18 protein-coding genes are annotated in these 18,820 nt (G+C 69.7%); 10 read left to right on the forward strand and 8 right to left on the reverse strand.

Annotation, left to right across the window (positions count from 1 at the left end):
* The first annotated feature begins 97 nt into the window (after positions 1 to 97).
* Positions 98 to 796 carry a FadR/GntR family transcriptional regulator gene (locus BKK79_RS03420; protein ID WP_071012350.1) on the forward strand — a complete coding sequence of 233 codons (699 nt, stop codon included), beginning with the start codon at positions 98 to 100 and terminating at the stop codon, positions 794 to 796.
* A gap of 131 nt (positions 797 to 927) precedes the next feature.
* The gene (locus tag BKK79_RS03425; protein WP_071037112.1) at positions 928 to 2,037 is read left to right on the forward strand and encodes an NAD(P)/FAD-dependent oxidoreductase; all 1,110 of its coding nucleotides are present in this window, start codon (positions 928 to 930) and stop codon (positions 2,035 to 2,037) included.
* 13 nt (positions 2,038 to 2,050) lie between these two features.
* Here BKK79_RS03425 and BKK79_RS03430 read toward each other — a convergent pair whose 3' ends face one another.
* The 5 genes from BKK79_RS03430 to BKK79_RS03450 all read right to left on the reverse strand — a co-directional run bounded on the left by BKK79_RS03430 (position 2,051) and on the right by BKK79_RS03450 (position 7,750).
* Positions 2,051 to 3,250, reverse strand: coding sequence for an MFS transporter (locus BKK79_RS03430; RefSeq protein WP_071037114.1), 1,200 nt, complete (start codon positions 3,248 to 3,250; stop codon positions 2,051 to 2,053).
* Between the two features lies 1 nt (position 3,251).
* Positions 3,252 to 4,361 carry a chorismate synthase gene (gene aroC / locus BKK79_RS03435; RefSeq protein ID WP_071012344.1) on the reverse strand — a complete coding sequence of 370 codons (1,110 nt, stop codon included), beginning with the start codon at positions 4,359 to 4,361 and terminating at the stop codon, positions 3,252 to 3,254.
* Positions 4,362 to 4,439: 78 nt separating this feature from the next.
* Positions 4,440 to 5,189 (reverse strand): glutathione S-transferase C-terminal domain-containing protein, encoded by a 750-nt coding sequence (locus tag BKK79_RS03440; protein WP_071037116.1) that lies wholly within the window; start codon positions 5,187 to 5,189, stop codon positions 4,440 to 4,442.
* A 64-nt stretch (positions 5,190 to 5,253) separates the two neighbouring features.
* A complete protein-coding gene (locus tag BKK79_RS03445; protein WP_071037118.1) occupies positions 5,254 to 7,179 on the reverse strand; it encodes an MFS transporter in 1,926 nt (641 codons plus the stop codon).
* Between the two features lie 124 nt (positions 7,180 to 7,303).
* Positions 7,304 to 7,750 carry a CBS domain-containing protein gene (locus BKK79_RS03450; protein WP_071037120.1) on the reverse strand — a complete coding sequence of 149 codons (447 nt, stop codon included), beginning with the start codon at positions 7,748 to 7,750 and terminating at the stop codon, positions 7,304 to 7,306.
* A gap of 274 nt (positions 7,751 to 8,024) precedes the next feature.
* Here BKK79_RS03450 and BKK79_RS03455 point away from each other — a divergent pair, with 274 nt between their 5' ends.
* From BKK79_RS03455 to BKK79_RS03465, 3 genes are all read left to right on the forward strand, one after another.
* A complete protein-coding gene (locus BKK79_RS03455; protein WP_071012339.1) occupies positions 8,025 to 9,323 on the forward strand; it encodes an O-acetylhomoserine aminocarboxypropyltransferase in 1,299 nt (432 codons plus the stop codon).
* A 10-nt stretch (positions 9,324 to 9,333) separates the two neighbouring features.
* Positions 9,334 to 10,158 carry an alpha/beta fold hydrolase gene (locus BKK79_RS03460; protein ID WP_071012337.1) on the forward strand — a complete coding sequence of 275 codons (825 nt, stop codon included), beginning with the start codon at positions 9,334 to 9,336 and terminating at the stop codon, positions 10,156 to 10,158.
* A 112-nt stretch (positions 10,159 to 10,270) separates the two neighbouring features.
* On the forward strand, positions 10,271 to 10,588 hold the full coding sequence (locus BKK79_RS03465) for an Mpo1-like protein (RefSeq protein WP_071012335.1): 318 nt from the start codon (positions 10,271 to 10,273) through the stop codon (positions 10,586 to 10,588).
* A gap of 38 nt (positions 10,589 to 10,626) precedes the next feature.
* Here the strand turns inward: BKK79_RS03465 and BKK79_RS03470 are convergent, their stop codons facing one another.
* The gene (locus tag BKK79_RS03470; RefSeq protein WP_071037121.1) at positions 10,627 to 11,979 is read right to left on the reverse strand and encodes a YihY family inner membrane protein; all 1,353 of its coding nucleotides are present in this window, start codon (positions 11,977 to 11,979) and stop codon (positions 10,627 to 10,629) included.
* Positions 11,980 to 12,181: 202 nt separating this feature from the next.
* On the opposite strand from BKK79_RS03470, the gene wrbA reads away from it, so the two are divergent.
* From wrbA to BKK79_RS03490, 4 genes are all read left to right on the forward strand, one after another.
* Complete coding sequence (gene wrbA / locus BKK79_RS03475) at positions 12,182 to 12,784, forward strand: NAD(P)H:quinone oxidoreductase (RefSeq protein WP_071012331.1); 603 nt, start codon at positions 12,182 to 12,184, stop codon at positions 12,782 to 12,784.
* The gene (locus BKK79_RS03480) at positions 12,784 to 13,182 is read left to right on the forward strand and encodes a DUF2069 domain-containing protein (protein WP_071012330.1); all 399 of its coding nucleotides are present in this window, start codon (positions 12,784 to 12,786) and stop codon (positions 13,180 to 13,182) included. The genes wrbA and BKK79_RS03480 overlap by 1 nt, the downstream gene beginning before the upstream one ends.
* Positions 13,183 to 13,213: 31 nt before the next feature.
* Entirely contained in the window at positions 13,214 to 14,644 is a 1,431-nt protein-coding gene (locus BKK79_RS03485) for an FAD-binding oxidoreductase (protein ID WP_071037123.1), read from the forward strand.
* A gap of 374 nt (positions 14,645 to 15,018) precedes the next feature.
* Positions 15,019 to 16,122, forward strand: a complete 1,104-nt coding sequence (locus BKK79_RS03490; protein WP_071012327.1) for a porin — start codon at positions 15,019 to 15,021, stop codon at positions 16,120 to 16,122.
* Between the two features lie 41 nt (positions 16,123 to 16,163).
* Here the strand turns inward: BKK79_RS03490 and BKK79_RS03495 are convergent, their stop codons facing one another.
* Positions 16,164 to 16,706 carry a gamma carbonic anhydrase family protein gene (locus tag BKK79_RS03495; RefSeq protein WP_071012325.1) on the reverse strand — a complete coding sequence of 181 codons (543 nt, stop codon included), beginning with the start codon at positions 16,704 to 16,706 and terminating at the stop codon, positions 16,164 to 16,166.
* A gap of 439 nt (positions 16,707 to 17,145) precedes the next feature.
* Here BKK79_RS03495 and BKK79_RS03500 point away from each other — a divergent pair, with 439 nt between their 5' ends.
* Complete coding sequence (locus BKK79_RS03500; protein WP_232346266.1) at positions 17,146 to 18,189, forward strand: alpha/beta hydrolase; 1,044 nt, start codon at positions 17,146 to 17,148, stop codon at positions 18,187 to 18,189.
* Positions 18,190 to 18,287: 98 nt separating this feature from the next.
* On the opposite strand, the gene BKK79_RS03505 is transcribed toward BKK79_RS03500, so the two are convergent.
* Positions 18,288 to 18,719 (reverse strand): host attachment protein, encoded by a 432-nt coding sequence (locus BKK79_RS03505; RefSeq protein ID WP_071012322.1) that lies wholly within the window; start codon positions 18,717 to 18,719, stop codon positions 18,288 to 18,290.
* Positions 18,720 to 18,820: the final 101 nt, after the last annotated feature.

Genomic DNA, 18,820 nt, shown 5'->3' on the forward strand with positions numbered 1-18,820 from the left:
TTCCGGCATGGCCGCACTTGACGGCGCCGGCCGGGCTCAGCAGAATACGCCCATCGCCCCATGCTGTCTGACAGCCTGACAGATTCAAGCCACGCCGATGGATACCCTGAGCCGCCCTGCATCGCTCGCCACCCGCATCGCCGACGCCCTGCGCGCCGACATCGCAGCCGGCCGCTTCGCGCCCGGCGCGCGCCTGCCGGCCGAAGCCGCGCTGGCGCAAGCCTTCGGCGTGAGCCGCCCGATCGTGCGCGAAGCCATCGCCCTGCTGAAGGCGGACGGCGTACTGCTGACCCGCAAGGGATCCGGCGCCTATGTGTCGGACACGCCCGGCGGGCAGGTCTGGCGCGTCAACAGCGCACCGGACGGGGGACCGACACCGGTCCAGCTGTTCGAGCTGCGCATGGTGGTGGAGACCGCCTGCGCCGAGATGGCGGCCGCACGGCGCACCGAGGCCGACCTTGCCGCCATCCGTGCGGCGCTGGAGGCGATGCGCACCCGCGCCGGTGACTTCGCCGGCGCCGCGGCTGCCGACGTGGCCTTCCACCACGCGATCGCCGCCGCCGCGCACAACCCCTGTTTCACCGGCCTGACCGACCTGGTCGGCCAGCACCTGCTGCAAGCCCGCCAGACGGCCTGGGAAAACGCCGCCCGTTTCCGCGGCGGCCACGGCGCCGCGGATGCCGAGCACGCTGCCCTGGTCGAGGCCATCGCCGCCGCCAATCCGGCTGCCGCGCGCCAGGCGGCACGCCGGCACCTGCTGGCGGCGGCACGGCGCATGGGCCTGGAACCGGGCTGAGGCCAGCCGGGCGCGCCGCGCAGGCGCGATGACGAACGGCAAGGAACAGAAACCTGTGACCGGTCACTGGCTGCTAGCTCACCGGTAGCTCGCCGGTCACTGGCAACAACGAACAACGAAAAGGAAGCAAGATGGAACAAGTGGATTGCGTGGTGATCGGCGCCGGCGTGGTCGGTCTGGCGGTAGCGCGGGCGCTGGCGCAGCAGGGCCGCGAGGTGATCATCCTGGAAGCGGAGAATGCCTTCGGCACCATCACCAGCGCGCGCAACAGCGAAGTGATCCACGCCGGCATCTACTACCCGGCCGGCTCGCTGAAGGCGGAGCTGTGCGTGCGCGGCAAGGCCATGCTCTACGACTACTGTGCCGACCACCATGTCAGCCACCAGCGCTGCGGCAAGCTGATCGTGGCCACCAGCCAGGAGCAGGTGGCCACCCTGGACGGCATCCGCGCCAAGGCGGCCGCCAACGGCGTGGACGACCTGCGCCTGCTGTCGCGCGACGAGGCGCGCGCGCTGGAACCGCAGCTCGAATGCCAGGCCGCGCTGTTGTCGCCGTCCACCGGCATCATCGACAGCCATGGCCTGATGACGGCGCTGCTGGGCGATGCCGAGCGTGCCGGCGCCATGCTGGCCGTGCAGTCGCCGGTGCTGTCCGGCGCGGCCGGCGACACCGGCATCCGGCTCGAGGTCGGTGCCGCCGACGGCGCAGGCACCACCACGCTGCTGGCACGCAGCGTCGTCAATGCCGCCGGCCTGACGGCCCCCGCCCTGGCGCGCCGCATCGCCGGCCTGCCCGCTGAGCATATCCCGCCGCAGTATTACGCCAAGGGCTGCTATTTCACGCTGGCCGGCCGCGCCCCCTTCTCGCGGCTGATCTACCCGGTGCCCGAGGCCGCCGGCCTGGGTGTGCACCTGACGCTCGACCTGGGCGGCCAGGCACGCTTCGGCCCGAACGTGCATTGGATCGACGAGATCGAGTATGGCGTCGACCCGTCGGACGCCGACAGTTTCTATGGCGAGGTGCGCCGCTACTGGCCCGGACTGGCCGACGGCACGCTGCAGCCGGGCTATGCCGGCATCCGCCCCAAGATCAGCGGACCGGGCGAGACCGCGGCCGACTTCCGCATCGACGGCCCCGCCGTGCACGGCGTGCCGGGGCTGGTCAACCTGTTCGGCATCGAGTCACCGGGGCTGACGTCTTCCCTCGCCATCGGCGAGCGCGTGGCCGCCCTGCTCGCCTGAACAGCGCCGCGCCTCAGCCTGCGGCCGGCAGCGCCGGCCGCGCCTCGCCAGCGAAGCTCAGCCAGGCGCACAGCGCGCCCAGCAGGGCCGCCAGCGCGGCCAGCCCGAAGGTGTGCTCGGGACCGAGCGCTTTCCAGGTCCAGCCCATCGCCAGTCCGCCCAGGGTGCCGCCCAGGCCGTAGGAAATCCCGGTGTAGAGCGCCTGCCCGCGCCCCTGCAGCGGCCCGGCGAACCAATGCTGCAGGCGCTTGAGGCTGGCGCTGTGGTGCGCGGCGAAGGTCGCCGCGTGCAGCAGTTGCACCGCCGCCATCAGCCAGGCCAGTTGCCCGAAGTAACCGGTCAGGCCGAAACGCAGCGCCGCCAGCAGGAAGGTCCCGGCCAGGATCGCACGCAGCGGCACCCGTGCGAACAGGCGGCCCTGGTAGAAGAAGAACACGATCTCGGCCACCACGCCGATGGTCCACATCACGCCGATGGCGAACTTGCTGTAGCCGAGCCGTTCCAGGTACAACGAATAGAACACGTAGAGCGCCGCGTGCGCGAACATCATCAGGAAGGATGCGCCCAGGAACCAGGCCACGTCGGCACGCCGCAGCAGCGGCATGGCCGGCGGCGGCCGCGTGCGCGGCCCCTCCTCCGGCGCATCCCGCATTCCTGCCACCACCAGCGTGAACAGTGCGAGCGTGGCGCTTGCCAGCCACGGGAAGGCGTCGATGCCGACCCGCTCGAACAAGGCCCCGCCCAGCAGTACCGCGGCAATGAAGCCGGCCGAGCCGAACATGCGGATGCGGCCATAACGGTGGTCGAAGGCGCCATGGCGGCGCAAGGTGGAGATGGTCAGCGCGTCGCCCAGCGGTGACATGGCGCTGGTGATCAGGTTGAGACCGAGCATCATGGCCACCATGGCGCCGTAGCCATGCACGCCGGGCACCACCAGGAAGGCCAGCAGCGCGCACACGGCAGTGAAGCGCAGGATGCGCACGCGGGTATGGGTGACGTCGGACAGCCAGCCCCACAGATAGGGCCCGGCGATGCGGGTGACCTGGAAACAGGCCATCAGCACGCCGATCTGCAGCGCCGAGAAGCCGCGGCCGGCAAAGAACAGGCTGACGTAGGGCGACACCACCCCCACGTAGCTGTAGTAGCCCAGGTAGAACAGGCCGAAGCGCGTCAGCGGCACGCGCGCGCCCGCGGCCTGGCCGGCGGGCTGCAACTCAGCCTTGTTGCGGAGCCTGGGCCGGGATGCGCGGCGTGTCCACGCGCACGTCGCCGCACTGAGCGCGGTGGCGCAAGGCGTGGTCGATCAGCACCAGCGCCAGCATGGCTTCGGCGATCGGGGTGGCGCGGATGCCCACGCAGGGATCGTGGCGGCCGAAGGTCTCGACGGTGGCGGCCTGGCCGGCCTTGTCGATCGATTCGCGCGGCGTGCGGATGCTGGAGGTCGGCTTGATCGCCAGCGAGGCCGTGATGTCCTGGCCGGTCGAGATGCCGCCCAGCACGCCGCCCGCGTTATTGCTGCGGAATCCGGCAGCGGTCAGTTCGTCGCCGTGCTGGCTGCCGCGCTGCGCGACGCTGTCGAAGCCGGCGCCGATCTGCACACCCTTGACCGCGTTGATGCCCATCAGCGCATAGGCGATGTCGGCATCGAGCTTGTCGAACAAGGGCTCGCCCAGGCCGACCGGCACCTGGCTGGCCACCACCTCGATGCGCGCGCCGACCGAGTCGCCGTCGCGCCGCAGCGCATCCATATAGGTTTCCAGTTCCGGCACGATGTCGGCATTGGGCACGAAGAAGGGGTTCTCGCCGACCTGCGACCAGTCGACGAAGGGCACCTCGATCTCACCCAGCTGCGACAGGTAGCCGCGGATCTCGGTGCCGTACTGCTCGCGCAGCCATTTCTTGGCCACCGCGCCGGCCGCTACCACGGGCGCCGTCAGGCGGGCCGACGAGCGGCCGCCGCCGCGGTGATCGCGGATGCCGTACTTCTGCCAGTAGGTGTAGTCGGCGTGGCCGGGGCGGAAGGTCTCGACGATATTGCCGTAGTCCTTGCTGCGCTGGTCGGTGTTGCGGATCAGCAGGCAGATCGGCGTGCCGGTGGTCTTGCCCTCGAACACGCCCGACAGGATCTCGACCTGGTCGGCTTCCTGGCGCTGCGTCACGTGGCGGGAAGTGCCGGGACGGCGGCGGTCCAGGTCGCCCTGGATATCCGCCTCGCTCAGCGCCATGCCCGGCGGGCAGCCGTCGATCACCGCACCGATGGCCGGGCCATGCGATTCGCCGAAAGTCGTGACAGTGAAGAGCAGGCCTAAGGTATTGCCGGACATGATGGGGAGCGCACAGGAAGAGGGAACGGCCTACATTGTAAGGCCATTGTGCCGCTTTGCCCCAGCCGTGCCGCGCACTCAGGCGGCAGCTGCCGGCCATGGCGCGCGCGGCACCGCCGCCGGCGCGACCAGCTCCGGATAGTAGCAGCGGCGCATGCGTTCGACGTAGGCCACCACATTGGCATGCGAGGCCGCCGCCGCGCGGATCGGCGACTCGAACGCCGGCGCCAGCGCCCCCATGGCGAAGGCGAACAGCGTGGCGTCTGCGCCACATGGGCGATCACCCATCAGGTAAGGCTTGTCGCCCAGGATATCGGCCACGGAGGCCATGCCCTTGGCGGCCAGCGCCAGCAGCTCCTCCGGCGCATGCCGGCCCAGCCCCTGCGCCCACAGCGCCTGCCTGACCTTGCGCCGCACCAGGGCCTCGACCAGCCCGCGCAGCGGCGCCGGCACCGCGCGGAAGAACTGCGCCGGCCCCTTGGCGAAGTTGTCGCCCTCGAGCCAGCGCATGCGGGCGATGGCCCAGTACAGGTTATCCTCCAGCAGCTTCTCCACCGCCCAGGCGATGCCGCGCTCGGCGGCGCTGAGACCCTCGTCGAAATCGATGTGGTAGGTCTTTTCGAGATGCCAGCGGATCAGCGTCGAATCCGCCACGATGCGGCCGCTGTCGTCCAGGTAGGGCAACTTGCCCTTGGGTGCCCGCCGCAGGCTGCCGCGCTCGGAACGGTACGGCAGGCCCGCCAGCTTGAGCAGCATGTCCGCCTTGGTGACGAACGGGCTGGCATCCGGCAGGCCGAAGGCCGGCCCGAAGGTGTAGAGGACGATCATCGCTACCTGCTCCCGGGAAGATGAAGACTGCGCCGGAGCGCACGCGGCAGCCCCGGCACCACGCTCAACGCCAGTCGCCGCGCAGGTCGAGCACCACCTGGCGCAAGCCTTCCGGCGTCACCGCCTCCGGCGCGATCGGCTCGCCCACCACCAGCTCCAGCCGGCTCAGGATGCCGCGCCGGAACGGCCGCGACATGGCCGCCCCGCCCTTGCGCGAGAAGAAGCTGCCCCACAGGCCGCGCAGCGCCATCGGCACCACCGGCACCGGCGTGCGGCCGATGATCTGCATCACGCCCTGCTTGAAGGGATTGAGCTCGCCGTCCGCCGTGATCTTGCCTTCCGGGAAGATGCAGACGAGATCGCCCTCGGCCAGGGCCGCCGCAATGCGGTCGTAGGCGCGCGCCAGCAGCGTGCCGTCCTCGTGCGCGGGCGCGATGGCGATCGCCCCCGCCTGCCGGAAGAACCACGACAGGAGCGGCACCTTGAAGATGCGGTGATCCATCACGAAGCGCACCGGGCGGGGGCTCGCCGCCATCAGCACCACCGCATCGGCGAAGCTCACGTGGTTGCACACCAGCACCGCCGCGCCCGCCTCCGGAATGCGCTCGGCATGGATGCGGCGCAGCCGGTAGACCGTATGCACCAGGATCCAGGCGATGAAGCGCAGCAGGAACTCCGGCACCAGCGAATAAACGTAGAGCGCCACCACCACATTGAGCAGGCCCACCACCAGGAACAGGTGCGGAATGGTGTAGCCGGCCTGCGTCATCGCCACGCCCAGCAGCGAGGCGGCGATCATGAACAGGCTGTTGAGGATGTTGTTGGCGGCGATGATGCGGGCGCGGTGCGTGGGCGCGCTGCGGCTCTGGATCAGGGCATAGAGCGGCACGCTGTAGAAGCCGCCGAACATGGCCAGCAGGAACAGGTCCGCCAGCACGCGCCAGTGGCGCGGATCGGCCAGGAAGTCGCCGACCCCCGACAGCGCGGCATGGTGCTCGCCATGGCTGGCGAAATACAGCTCGATGGCGAACACGCTCATGCCGATCGAGCCGAACGGCACCAGCCCGATTTCCACGTGGCGCCCCGAGAGGCGCTCGCACAGCAGCGAGCCGATGCCGATGCCGAGCGAAAAGACCGCCAGCAGCATCGTCACCACGTTCTGGTCGCCGCCGAGCACCTCCTTGGCGAAGCCGAAGAAGGAAGTCAGCATGGTGGCACCGAGGAACCACAGCCAGGAAATGCCCAGCAGGCTGAGGAAGACGGTGCGGTTCTGGTGCGCCAGCTTCAGGTTGCGCCAGGTCTCGCTGAGCGGGTTCCAGTTGATGCGCAGGTCCGGCTGCGGCGCCGGCGAAACCGGCACGCCGCGCGACACCAGCCAGCCCGCCAGCGCCAGCGCGAGGCAGAGTGCGCCCACGTAGAGCGGCCCGATCACGTCCCCGCCGCGGCTCAGGCCGGCCAGCTCGCCGCCCACCAGGGTGCCGATCAGGATGGCCACGAAAGTGCCCATCTCGACCATGCCGTTGCCGCCCACCAGCTCGGTCTCGTCGAGGTGCTGCGGCAGGTAGGCGAACTTGACCGGCCCGAACAGCGTGGAATGCAGCCCCATCAGGAAGGTGCAGGCGTACAGCACCGGTGCGCTGTGCCAGACGAAGCCGGCCAGCCCCAATGCCATGATGACGATCTCCAGCGACTTGACCAGGCGGATCAGGCGCGACTTCTCCATCTTGTCGGCGATCTGGCCGCTGGTGGCCGAGAACAGCACGAAGGGCGCGATGAAGATGGCCGAGATCAGGAACGCGGCGCTGTGCGGGTCGACGCCCTCGAACAGCGTGGCATGGTAGGTGACCAGCGACGTGAAGGCCACCTTGAAGACATTGTCGTTCATCGCCCCCAGGAACTGCGTCCAGAAGAAGGGAGCAAAACGGCGCGTGGACAGCAGTTGGAACTGGCTCTTGGAGTGGCTCTTGGAGTGGCTCTTGGGATCGCTCATGGGGACGCAGGAATTGGCCCGTCCGGGCAGGACGCCGGCCGTCGCCGGCAGCGGCCGCCGCGGGCGCCGCGCCACCGGCGCACCCGCGGGCGCGCCGATGGCGCCCGCCTGCGACGCCGGGGACTCAGTCGGCCCGCTCCTCGGGCCAGTCGCGGATGTAGGCCTTGAGCATACGGTTCTCGAAGCTCTGCTCCTCGACCACCGCCTTGGCCACGTCGTAGAAGGAAATCACGCCCATCAGGGTGCGGTTGTCCATCACCGGCAGGTAGCGCGCATGGCGCGCCAGCATCATGCGGCGCACCTCGTCGACGTCGGTCTCCATGGTGCAGGTCAGCGGGGCGTCGTCCATCACCTTGCGGATGCTGACGGTGCCCACGGCGCCATTGTTCGCCGCCAGGGTCTGGATGATCTCGCGGAACGTGAGCATGCCGACCAGATCGCCGTACTCCATCACCACCAGGGAGCCGATATCGTGCTCCGACATGGTGTGCATGGCCTGCATCAGGGACGTGTCCGGCGTCACGGTGAAGAGCGTGTTGCCCTTGATCTGCAGGATGTCGCTGACTTTCATGATGGTCTCCGCTGGGTCTGGCCGGATGCCCGCGCTGCAGGCGCTGGGGCTCGGGATAGCCGGTGTTGGGTAGGAATAATGTTTGTTGGAAGGGTATGTCGGCCCGGCGCCGCGAGCACTGCACAACCTCATGCGCCCGATCCTAGCCGAAACGGGCCGCCGAAGTAAAGCACAGGCGCCTTTCCGGGCGCCCGGAGAGGCGCCTGCGGGGGGTGCCGGCGGCGCGCGCGCGATGCTACGATGCACGCCGGAATCCACTTCAGCCTGCCTCATCATGTCCGGAACCCGCTTCGACACCTTGGCGCTGCATGCCGGCGCCGCGCCCGATCCCGCCACCGGGGCGCGCGCCACCCCGATCCACCTGAGCACGTCCTTCGTATTCCGCGACAGCGAGCACGCGGCCTCGCTGTTCAATATGGAACGGGCCGGCCACGTCTATTCGCGCATCTCCAACCCCACCGTGGCGGTATTCGAGGAGCGCGTGGCGGCACTGGAGAACGGCGTCGGCGCGATCGGCGTGGCTTCCGGCCAGGCCGCGCTGCACCTGGCGGTGGCCACCCTGATGGGAGCGGGCTCCCATATCGTCGCCTCCAGCGCGCTGTACGGCGGCTCGCACAACCTGCTGCACTACACGCTGCGCCGCTTCGGCATCGAGACCACCTTCGTCAAGGCGCGCGACATCGACGCCTGGCGCGCGGCCATCCGCCCGGAGACCCGCCTGCTGTTCGGCGAGACGCTCGGCAACCCCGGCCTGGACGTGCTCGACATCCCGACGCTGGCCCAGCTCGGCCAGGAGCACAAGATCCCGCTGCTGGTCGACTCGACCTTCACCACCCCCTACCTGCTCAAGCCCTTCGACCATGGCGCCGGCCTGCTCTACCATTCGGCCACCAAGTTCCTGGGCGGCCACGGCACCACCATCGGCGGCGTGCTGGTGGAGGGCGGCACTTTCGACTTCCAGGCCTCGGGGCGTTTCCCCGAGCTGTCGGAGCCCTACGAGGGCTTCCACAACATGGTGTTCACCGAGGAAAGCACGGTGGCGCCCTTCCTGCTGCGCGCGCGCCGCGAGGGCCTGCGCGACTTCGGCGCCTGCATGAACCCGATGGCGGCATGGCAGCTGCTGCAGGGCATCGAGACGCTGCCGCTGCGCATGCAGCGGCATATCGACAATGCGCGCCGCGTGGTGCAGTTCCTGGTGTCGCACCCGATGGTCGAGTCGGTGGCCTATCCCGAGCTGGAATCCCACCCCGACTACGAACTGGCCAAACGCCTGCTGCCGCGCGGCTGCGGCGCGGTGTTCAGCTTCAACCTGAAGGGCAACCGCGTGGCGGGCCAGCGCTTCATCGAGAGCCTGACGCTGTTCTCCCACCTGGCCAACGTGGGCGACGCCCGCTCGCTGGTGATCCACCCGGCCTCGACCACCCACTTCCGCATGGACGCGGCGGCGCTGCAATCGGCCGGCATCGGCGAAGGCACCATCCGCCTGTCGGTGGGCCTGGAAGACCCGGACGACCTGATCGACGACCTCAAGCGCGGCCTCAAGGCCGCCGAGAAATCCATGAGCGGCAAGTGAGGACAGCCTGATGGAACTGACCGTTTCCGGCCGCAAGGCCTACGCCTACACCGGCGGCAAACCCTTCGACCCCACCCTGCCCTGTGCCATCTTCGTGCACGGCGCGCAGAACGACCACAGCGTCTGGGCCCTGCAATCGCGCTGGTTCGCCCACCACGGCTTCTCGGTGCTCGCCGTCGACCTGCCCGGCCACAACCGCAGCGAAGGCGAACCGCTCGCTACCGTCGAGGCCATGGCCGACTGGGTCATGGACCTGGCCCGCGCCGCCGGCGTGCAGGGCCCTGTACTCGTGTTCGGGCACAGCATGGGCTCGCTGATCGCGCTGGAATGCGCGGCGCGCCACCCCGACTCGGTACGCGGGGCCGCGCTGCTGGCGACCGCCTATCCGATGAAGGTCTCCGACGCGCTGCTGCAGGCGGCGCTGGAGCGTGAGGACCAGGCCATCGCCATGGTCAACAACTGGTCGCTGTCCAGCCTGGCCAACAAGCCCTCCTCGCCCGGCCCGGGCTCGTGGATGCACGGCGGCAACCAGCGCCTGATGGAGCGGGTGGCCCAGCGCAATCCTGGCGCCCACGTCTTCCACACCGACTTCTCGGCCTGCAACGCCTATGCCCACGGCGACGAAGCGGCGGCGGCGGTGCGTTGCCCGGTGCTGTTCGTGTGCGGCAGCAAGGACCTGATGACCTCGCCCAGGGCAGCCCAGGCGCTGGCGGCCAGGATGACCGCCGCCAGCGTGGTCACGGTGCCGTGCGGCCACGCGCTGATGGGCGAGAAGCCCGACGAAGTGCTGGACGCGCTGGCCGCGTTCGCGCGCCGCGCGATGGCGGCCGGCTGAAGCCCGCCCCCTGCCCGGCGCGGGCCGCCCGGTCCGCGCCGCAGCATGCCCGGCGCGCGGCGGCGCGCTACACTGTTTTCCGGATGTATTCCAACGAAAACAGGAGACCGCCATGCGCCCGGCATCCACGCGCGAATTCGACAGCTTCGCCGCCTTCTACCCCTTCTACCTGAACGAGCACCGCAACCGCACCTGCCGCCGCCTGCATTTCGCCGGCTCCACGGTGGCGCTGCTGTGCCTGGCCGCGCTGGTCGCCAGCGGCAATGCCTGGTGGCTCGCTGGCGCCGTGGTGTCCGGCTATGCCTTCGCCTGGGTCGGGCACTTCGCCTTCGAGAAGAACCGCCCGGCCACCTTCCGCCACCCGCTCTACAGCCTGATGGGCGATTGGGTGATGTACGCCGACATCCTGCGCGGCCGCCTCCCCTTCTGAGCGCGCGCGGCGGGCCGCCGCCCGCCCGCGGCACGGACTCAGACCTGGCCGTGCCAGCCCGGCGGCACCACCTCCAAGGTGCGGCGGCGCCCCTTGCCCTGGTCTTCGCTGCCGCCATCCCCGCCGCCGGCCGGATATTCCGCCTGGCGGAAGACCGATTCCAGCGAGCGGTCGAGCTGCGGATTGTCGAGCATGGCCTTCAACTCATCGCCGCCCTGCAGCTGCTGCGCCAGCGCGGTGCGCGCCAGGCGCGGCAGGTTGAGCACCAGTCGGCTGTGCAGCGTGCGCAGCGCCACCTGGCTCGGATCGCACAGCAAGGCCCAGTGCGCCTGCCCTCTTTCCTGCTGCAGCCGGCCCACCAGGTGCATGGCCTTGAGCTTGCCCAGCAGCGCCGCCAGGTAGTCGGCCTCCACCCGCAGCTTGCGGCCCAGGTCGAGTTCGCCCACGCTGCGCGGCACCTCGTCGCGCGCCTTGTACAACAGGTAGAGCACGCCGAGCGCGTCGAAGAACTCGCTGCCGGCGAAGCTGCGCCGGCGCCAGTGGCCCTGGCGGATCACCGGCAGGTTGGCGGCGATGGTGGCGCCCAGCAAGGTCACCAGCCAGCTCAGGTAGATCCACAGCAGGAAGATCGGCAGCGCGGCGAAGGTGCCGTAGACCACCGTATAGGTCGGGATATGGGTGATGAAGTAGCCGAAGCCGCGCTTGGCCAGTTCGAAGGCCAGCGCCGCCACCAGCCCGGCGACGATGGCGTCGCGCCAGTCCACGTAGGCATTGGGCACCGTGGTGTAGAGGAAGGCGAAGGCCAGCGCCGACAGCAGCACCGGCACCATGCTGACCAGCAGGCCGACGCCGAACGGCATGGTGCCGACGTAGCCGGCCGAGACCGAGATCAGGTAGGAACTGATCGACAGGCTGGCGCCGATCAGCACCGGCCCGAAGGTCAGCGTCGCCCAGTACACCAGCACGCGCTGCGCCAGCGGGCGCGGCCGGCGCACGCGCCAGATGGCGTTGAGCGCGTTCTCCACCGTCAGCATGGTCAGCACAGCGGTCACCATCAGGCCGCCCAGGCCCATCGCGGTCAGCCCGCGCGCGCTGCGGGAGAACTGCCCCAGGTAGCTCGAGATCGAATTGCTGACATTGCCCGGAATCAGGTTCTGGAACAGGAAGGCCTCGATCTGCGCGCGGAAGTCGCGGAACACGGGAAAGGCGGCCAGCAGGGCGAAGGCCACAGTCAGCACCGGCACCACCGACAGGAAGGTGGTGAAGGTGAGGCTCGAGGCAACCTGCGGCAGCTTGTCTTCGCCGGCGCGGCGCAGCACATAGCGCAGCAGCGCGCGCAGCTTCTGCAGGTTCCAGCCGCGGCGCAGGCGGTTCAGGCGGACGGAGGACATTGGGGGCACGGCTCCAGCTTCGATGACGATGGCCCGGCGCAGCCGGAGCTGGCGCCGGGGCCACATCTATAATAACCGCTATTGCCGGCCCGCCCGCAGCGGACCGGCCTGCTGCGTGCCCGGCACCAGCCCGGCCAGAGCCGGCCCAGGCGCGACCCAAGCACGACCAGAGCCCGACACCATCTGCCCGCTCCGCTCCCCGATGACCGAAATCCTTGTCCTGTACTACAGCCGCCACGGCAGCACGCGCCGGCTGGCCGAACTGATCGCCAGCGGCATCGACAGCGTGCCCGGCGCCCATGCGCGGCTGCGCACCGTGCCGCCGGTCTCCACCGTCAGCGAAGCCACTGCCCCCGACATCCCCGGCAACGGCCCGCCCTACGCCGAGCTGCGTGACCTGGAGGAATGCGCCGGCCTGGCGCTCGGCAGCCCCACCCGCTTCGGCAATATGGCCGCGCCGATGAAGTACTTCCTCGATGGCACCGTGGCGCAATGGCTGTCCGGCGCCCTGGCCGGCAAGCCGGCCTGCGTCTTCACCTCGACCGGCAGCCTGCATGGCGGACAGGAAAGCACGCTGCTGTCCATGATGCTGCCGCTGCTGCACCACGGCATGCTGCTGCTCGGCCTGCCCTATTCCGAGAGCGCGCTGATGACCACGCGCTCCGGCGGCACGCCCTATGGCGCCAGCCACTACGCCCACGTCGACAACAGCGGCCCGGTCACCGAGGACGAAAGCGCGCTGGCGCGCGCGCTCGGGCGCCGCCTGGCGCAGACGGCGCTGCGGCTCGACGCGGGAGTGCGCTGATGGCGGCCGCCCCCTCCACCGACGACACCCGCCTGCACAATCCGGCACTGCACGCCCTGTCGGCGGGCAGCCTCGTTGCCCTGCTGCTGCTGTGCGTCGGCTGGGAATGGCTGCTGGCGCCGCTGCGCCCGGGCGGCTCATGGCTGGTCCTGAAGTGCCTGCCACTGCTGCTGCCGCTGCGCGGGGTGCTGCGCCGCGACCGCTACACCATGCAGTGGTCGTCGATGCTGATCCTGCTCTACTTCACCGAAGGCATCGTGCGCGCCACCAGCGACCGCCAGCCGTCCGCCACCTACGCCTGGATCGAGGTGGCCCTGGTCCTGCTGTGCTTCGTCAGCACCATCCTCTACCTGCGCCCGTTCAAGCAACGTGCCCGCGCCAGCGCGCGCGGCCGCTGACTCCCGGCCCATCCCCGACCCTGCAGACACCATGTCCACCGCCTTCCGCCCCGACTCCTTCCTCGACCTGTGCCGCGCCGCCATCGGGCCGCAGCACGTGCTGACCACTGCCGACGACCTGGCGCCCTACCTGACCGACTGGCGCCGGCGCTACACCGGCGAGGCGCTCGCCGTGCTGCGCCCGGGCAGCGCCGAGGAAGTGGCCACGGTGGTGCATGCCTGCCACGCGCACCGCGTGGCCATGGTGCCCCAGGGCGGCAACACCGGCCTGTGCGGCGGTGCCACCCCGGCCGCGGCCGGCGAACGGCCGGTGGTGGTGATCTCGCTGCAGCGGCTCAAGCGCGTGCGCCAGGTCGATCCGCTCAACAACACCATCACGGTCGAGGCCGGCGTGGTGCTGCAGCACCTGCAGGAAGTGGCGCGCGAGCACGGCCGCCTGTTCCCGCTGAGCCTGGCGGCGGAAGGCAGCTGCACCATCGGCGGCAACCTCGGCACCAATGCCGGCGGCACCGCGGTGCTGCGCTACGGCAACACGCGCGAACTGTGCCTGGGGCTGGAAGTGGTGACCCCGTCCGGCGAACTGTGGGACGGCCTGCGCGGCCTGCGCAAGGACAATACCGGCTACGACCTGCGTGACCTCTTCATCGGCGCCGAAGGCACGCTGGGCATCATCACCGCCGCCGTGATGAAGCTCTATCCGCTGCCGCGCGCGCGCGTCACCGCGCTGGCGGCAGTGGACAGCCCGCGCGCGGCGCTGGCGCTGCTGGCCATCGCCCAGGCCCATGCCGGCGCCATGCTGACCGGGTTCGAGCTGATGTCGGCGCTGTGCATGACGCTGGTGACGCGCCACTTCCCGCAGCTGCGCTATCCCTTCGTGCAGCCCTATCCCCAGCTGGTGCTGCTGGAGCTCTCCGACAGCGAAAGCGAGGACCATGCGCGCCAGATCTTCGAGACCATGATGCAGGCCGCGCTGGAGGCCGGCGTGGTCCAGGACGCCGCCGTGGCCGAATCGGTGCAGCAGTCGCGCGACTTCTGGAACCTGCGCGAGCACATTCCGCTGGCCCAGGTGGAGGAAGGCAAGAACATCAAGCACGACATCGCCGTGCCGATCTCGCGCATCGCCGACTTCATCGAGGCCACCGACGCGCTGCTGCAGCAGGCCTTCCCGGGCGCGCGCATGGTCACGTTCGGCCATCTCGGCGACGGCAACCTGCACTACAACGTCTCGCCGCCCGCAGGCACCGACCACGACGCCTTCCTCGCCAACCAGGCAGCGGTCAACCAGATCGTGCACGACAGCGTGCATGCGCACCGCGGCTCGATCTCGGCGGAGCACGGGCTGGGCCAGCTCAAGCGCGAGGAAAACCAGCGCTACAAGAGCGAGGTCGAGCTGGCCATGATGCGCGCCATCAAGCAGGCGCTGGATCCGCTCGGGCTGATGAACCCGGGCAAGGTGCTGTAGGCGCGGCACGGCTCCCTCGCTGGCCCCCCCAGGCGGGAACGCGCGTCCCACCCGGGGCCGCACACGCCCTCGAGGCGCCGGCATGCACGCCGGACCATGCCGGACCATGCCGGACATGCCGGACCATGCCGGACATGCCGATTATCCCAGCGCGACCCAGCGCCGGTTGGGAATATTCTATTTTCGGAAGTTTATTTTCATAATTTTCATTAAAAATAAATCAAGCCATTGATTTATAAGAAAAATATTAATCTCACCCGAAAAACAGACCAGCAACACCAGGCAGCGCAGGAATTGAGCGGATATTTTTGACCTTCGATAATCCTCGGTCCACAAGGAGTGCTTGTGAAAACACAGGAACGGAGGAAAAAACCATGAAGCTCAGACTGATCGCCGCGTCGGCCGCCCTGCTGGCCTCGGGCACGCTGCATGCCCAATCGAGCGTGACGCTCTACGGCGTCGCCGACGTCGGCATCGAAGCCCTCAACCGTGCGTCGCAGGGGCATGCTCCCGGCGCCGACGGCCGCACCGTGCGCATGTCGTCGGGCAACCTGTCCGGCTCGCGCTGGGGCCTGCGCGGCGTCGAGGACCTGGGCCAGGGCCTGAAGGCGGTCTTCACGCTGGAGAGCGGCTTCCACCTCGATACCGGCAGCACCAGCGGTGGCTCGCGCCTGTTCGACCGCCAGGCCCTGGTCGGCCTGCAGGGCGAGTTCGGCAGCCTGACGCTGGGACGCCAGCAGACGCCGGTCTACGATTTCGGCATCACCTACGACCCGATGGCGCTGTCGGCGCGCTATTCCATGCTGTCCCAGGATCGCGGCATGGCCGGCCGCGCCAATAACGCCATCAAGTACACCGGCAGCTTCGGTGGCCTGACGGCATCGGCCCTGTATAGCTTCGGCTACGGCGACGAGGGCGAGCGCCCGGGCGACTCGCGCCTGGGCCGTGAGTATGCCTTCGGCCTCGGCTACGCCGACGGGCCGTTCAGCGTCGGCGCCATCTACGACCAGCGCTTGCCGTCCACCGATAAATCGCTCGGCCGCGACGTCAAGGTACAGCGCGCCGCAATCGCCGGCAGCTACGCCATCGGCCCGGTCAAGGCTTTCGCAGGCTACCGCTGGGCCATGCTGCAGGCCGGGACACCCCACTCGCGCGCCAACTTGTGGTGGGCGGGCCTGGGCCTGCAAGCCACGCCGGCGCTGTCGCTGAAGGGCGCGGCCTACTACCAGGACTTCCGCGACACGCGCGCCGACCCCTGGCTCTTCGTCGCCTCGGCGGACTATGCGCTGTCCAAGCGCACCGATGCCTACGTGAACGTCGCGCTCGCCTGGAACCGCGCCGACGCCGGCCAGGGCGTCGCCTCCAACCTCGGTGTCAACGGCGGCGACAGCCTGTATGGCGCGCCGGCCCCCTTCATCGACGGCACGGCCAAGCGCAACCAGGTCGGCGCGGTAGTCGGCATCCGCCACAAGTTCTGAGCACGGCGATACCCGGGCGGCGCCCACGGCGCCGCCCGGCCTCAGGCCTGGTCTGCTTCGGCCCGGTGCTGCGCCTGCAGCTTCACGTAATTGCCCGCGGTATAGCTGAAGAAGCTGCGCTCCTTGTCGGTCAGCGCGCGTACCTGGCGGGCGGGACTGCCGACGTAGAGATGTCCGCTCGCCAGCACCTTGCCGGGCGGCACCACGCTGCCGGCGCCGAGGATGACCTCGTCCTCGATCACGGCGCCGTCCATCACGATGGAACCCATGCCCACCAGGATGCGGCTGCCGATGGTGCAGCCATGCAGCAGTACCTTGTGGCCCACGGTCACCTCGTCGCCGATGGTGAGCGGAAAGCCGTCCGCGTTGAACGGGCCGGCGTGGGTGATATGCAGGACGCTGCCATCCTGGATGCTGGTACGTGCGCCGATGCGGATGCGGTGCATGTCGCCGCGGATCGTCACCAGCGGCCACACGGAACTGTCGCTGCCGATCTCGACGTCGCCGATCACGACGGCGCTGGCGTCGACGAACACACGGTCGCCGAGTTGCGGGGTCTTGCCTTGGAAGCTGCGGAGGGTCACGTTCGATGCCTGGGTTGAAGCCGGGCGCGCAGTGGCCGGTGGCCGGATGCCGCCGCGGCCGGGATTGGCGCCGGACCCAGGATTCTAGTCCACGGCGCATTCGAAAGGCACCCCCGATCGGACCGCGCCTCCGGGCCGTCCGTATGCGTCGTTGCAAAGGCCCGCCATGGCCGTGCCATGGCTTTGCGTTGCTCCTGGCCTGCGACCTGGAGGCGGCGCCGCTCCGGTGCGCCTTCTCTGACGCAATGGACCAGCCGCCCGGGCAGGCACCTATTGCCTGAACGAGCGAAAGCGCCTAGTGTCCGAGGCTGGCCTGCGCGTGCAGCTGGCTGCAGGCCACGTTGTTCGTGCGCCGTTGTTCGTGCGCCGTTCTCCGCCCGCCGTTCTCCGCGGCCGTTCTTCGCTTGTCAGACGCAGCAACTGGACCAAGAAGCCACCTGTGAACCTGCGAACCGTCCTCTCGGCCTGCGCGGCCTGCGCCGTGCTGATGCTCGTCGCGCTGGCGGCCGCCATCGCCTTCGGCGGCCCCACGCGGCCGCAGCCGATGCTGAGCATCAGCAACCCTTTCCGCAATGTCGATTACAGCGCGCTGCCGCCGCTGTCGCACTATGCGGCGCGCGACGGCACGCAACTGGCCTACCGCCGCTATGCGCCGGCGGGCGGCGCTGCCGCGCGCGGCAGCGTGGTGCTGGTGCAGGGCTCATCGGCCAACAGCCAGAGCGTGCATCCGCTGGCGCAAAGCCTCGCCGGAGCGGGCTTCGCCGTCTACGCACTCGATATCCGCGGCCACGGCGACTCGGGCCCGCACGGTGACATCGCCTACATCGGCCAGCTCGACGACGACCTGCAGGACTTCATGGGCAGCGTGCGCCCGCCGCGCCCGAGCACGCTGGCGGGCTTCTCCTCGGGCGGCGGCTTTGCCATCCGCGTGGCCGGCGGAGCGCGCCAGGCGCTGTTCGACAATTACCTGTTCCTGGCCCCCTACACCAGCCGCCGTGCCGCCAGCTTCCGGCCCAATGCCGGCGGCTGGGTGGCGGTCGGCGTGCCGCGCGTGGTCGCGCTGACCCTGCTCAACCGCATCGGCGTCACGCGCTACAACCACCTGCCGGTGGTGGCCTTCGCCGTCGGCAATGCATCCGCTGCCGGGCTGGTCGGCACCTATTCCTATGCCCTGGTGACGAATTTCCAGCCCGACGAAGCCTACCAGGACGACATCCGCGCCATCCGCGAACCGGCCGCGGTGCTGGCCGGCGTGGACGACGAGGTCTTCCTGGCCGCCCGCTTCGCCCAGGTCTTCGCCGAAGCCGGACGGCCCGACATCCCCGTCACGCTGGTGCCAGGCAGCGGGCACATCGGCCTGACGCTGGATGCGCAAGCGCGCGCGGCCGTCGTCGCAGCGGTGGCAAAGCTCGACGCCGCGACCAGGCCGATGCCTGCCAGCGCCAGCCAGGCGCCCGCCCCCATCGGCGAGCGCGCCTACTAGCACCGGCGCCGCCGCGCTCACGGCGCTCACGGCGCTCACGGCCCAGCGCGTGCAGGCAGGCCACCGGAACGCGCCCCCGGCGGGGCGCGCGGCACCGGTCAGCGCCTGGCCAGGCGGCTGCGCACCTCGGGTGCGGCCAGCTTGCACAGTCCGCCGGGAATCTCCTCCATCACCATGCCTCGCACCTGCTTGCCCAGGTGCACACGCAGGCGCCCCAGGAAACGCGGCGCGGCCGCCAGCCGCAGCTTGTCGAAGCGGCGGGCCATGCGCGCCTCGTCGAGGAAGCGCCCAAGCCAGCGCGCGAACAGTTCATGTTCCTTGGCCGCCGGATCGGTACGCGGCGACATCGAATGCGAGGGCTCCCCCTTGCCAGCGAAGCGCCCCTGCGCATCGGTCCGCAACTGGCTGTCGCGGGCCCTGCCGAGCGGATTCAGCAGATCCTGGATCTCCTCGAAATCGCGGGAACGGCCGTTGCTCTGGAACACCCGTGCCCGGCTGCCGTCCGCAACCACTGTCCAGATCGTCGTCATCGGTCTCTCCTTCACGTGGGCGTAGCCACTGCCACCAGCATAGGTGCTGCCGGCAGTCGGCGTGCCAGGCTTCGCCATCCGCGTAGACCGCGGCCGCGCCG

The sequence above is a fragment of the Cupriavidus sp. USMAA2-4 genome, assembly GCF_001854305.1.
In the GTDB taxonomy this organism is placed as follows: domain Bacteria; phylum Pseudomonadota; class Gammaproteobacteria; order Burkholderiales; family Burkholderiaceae; genus Cupriavidus; species Cupriavidus malaysiensis.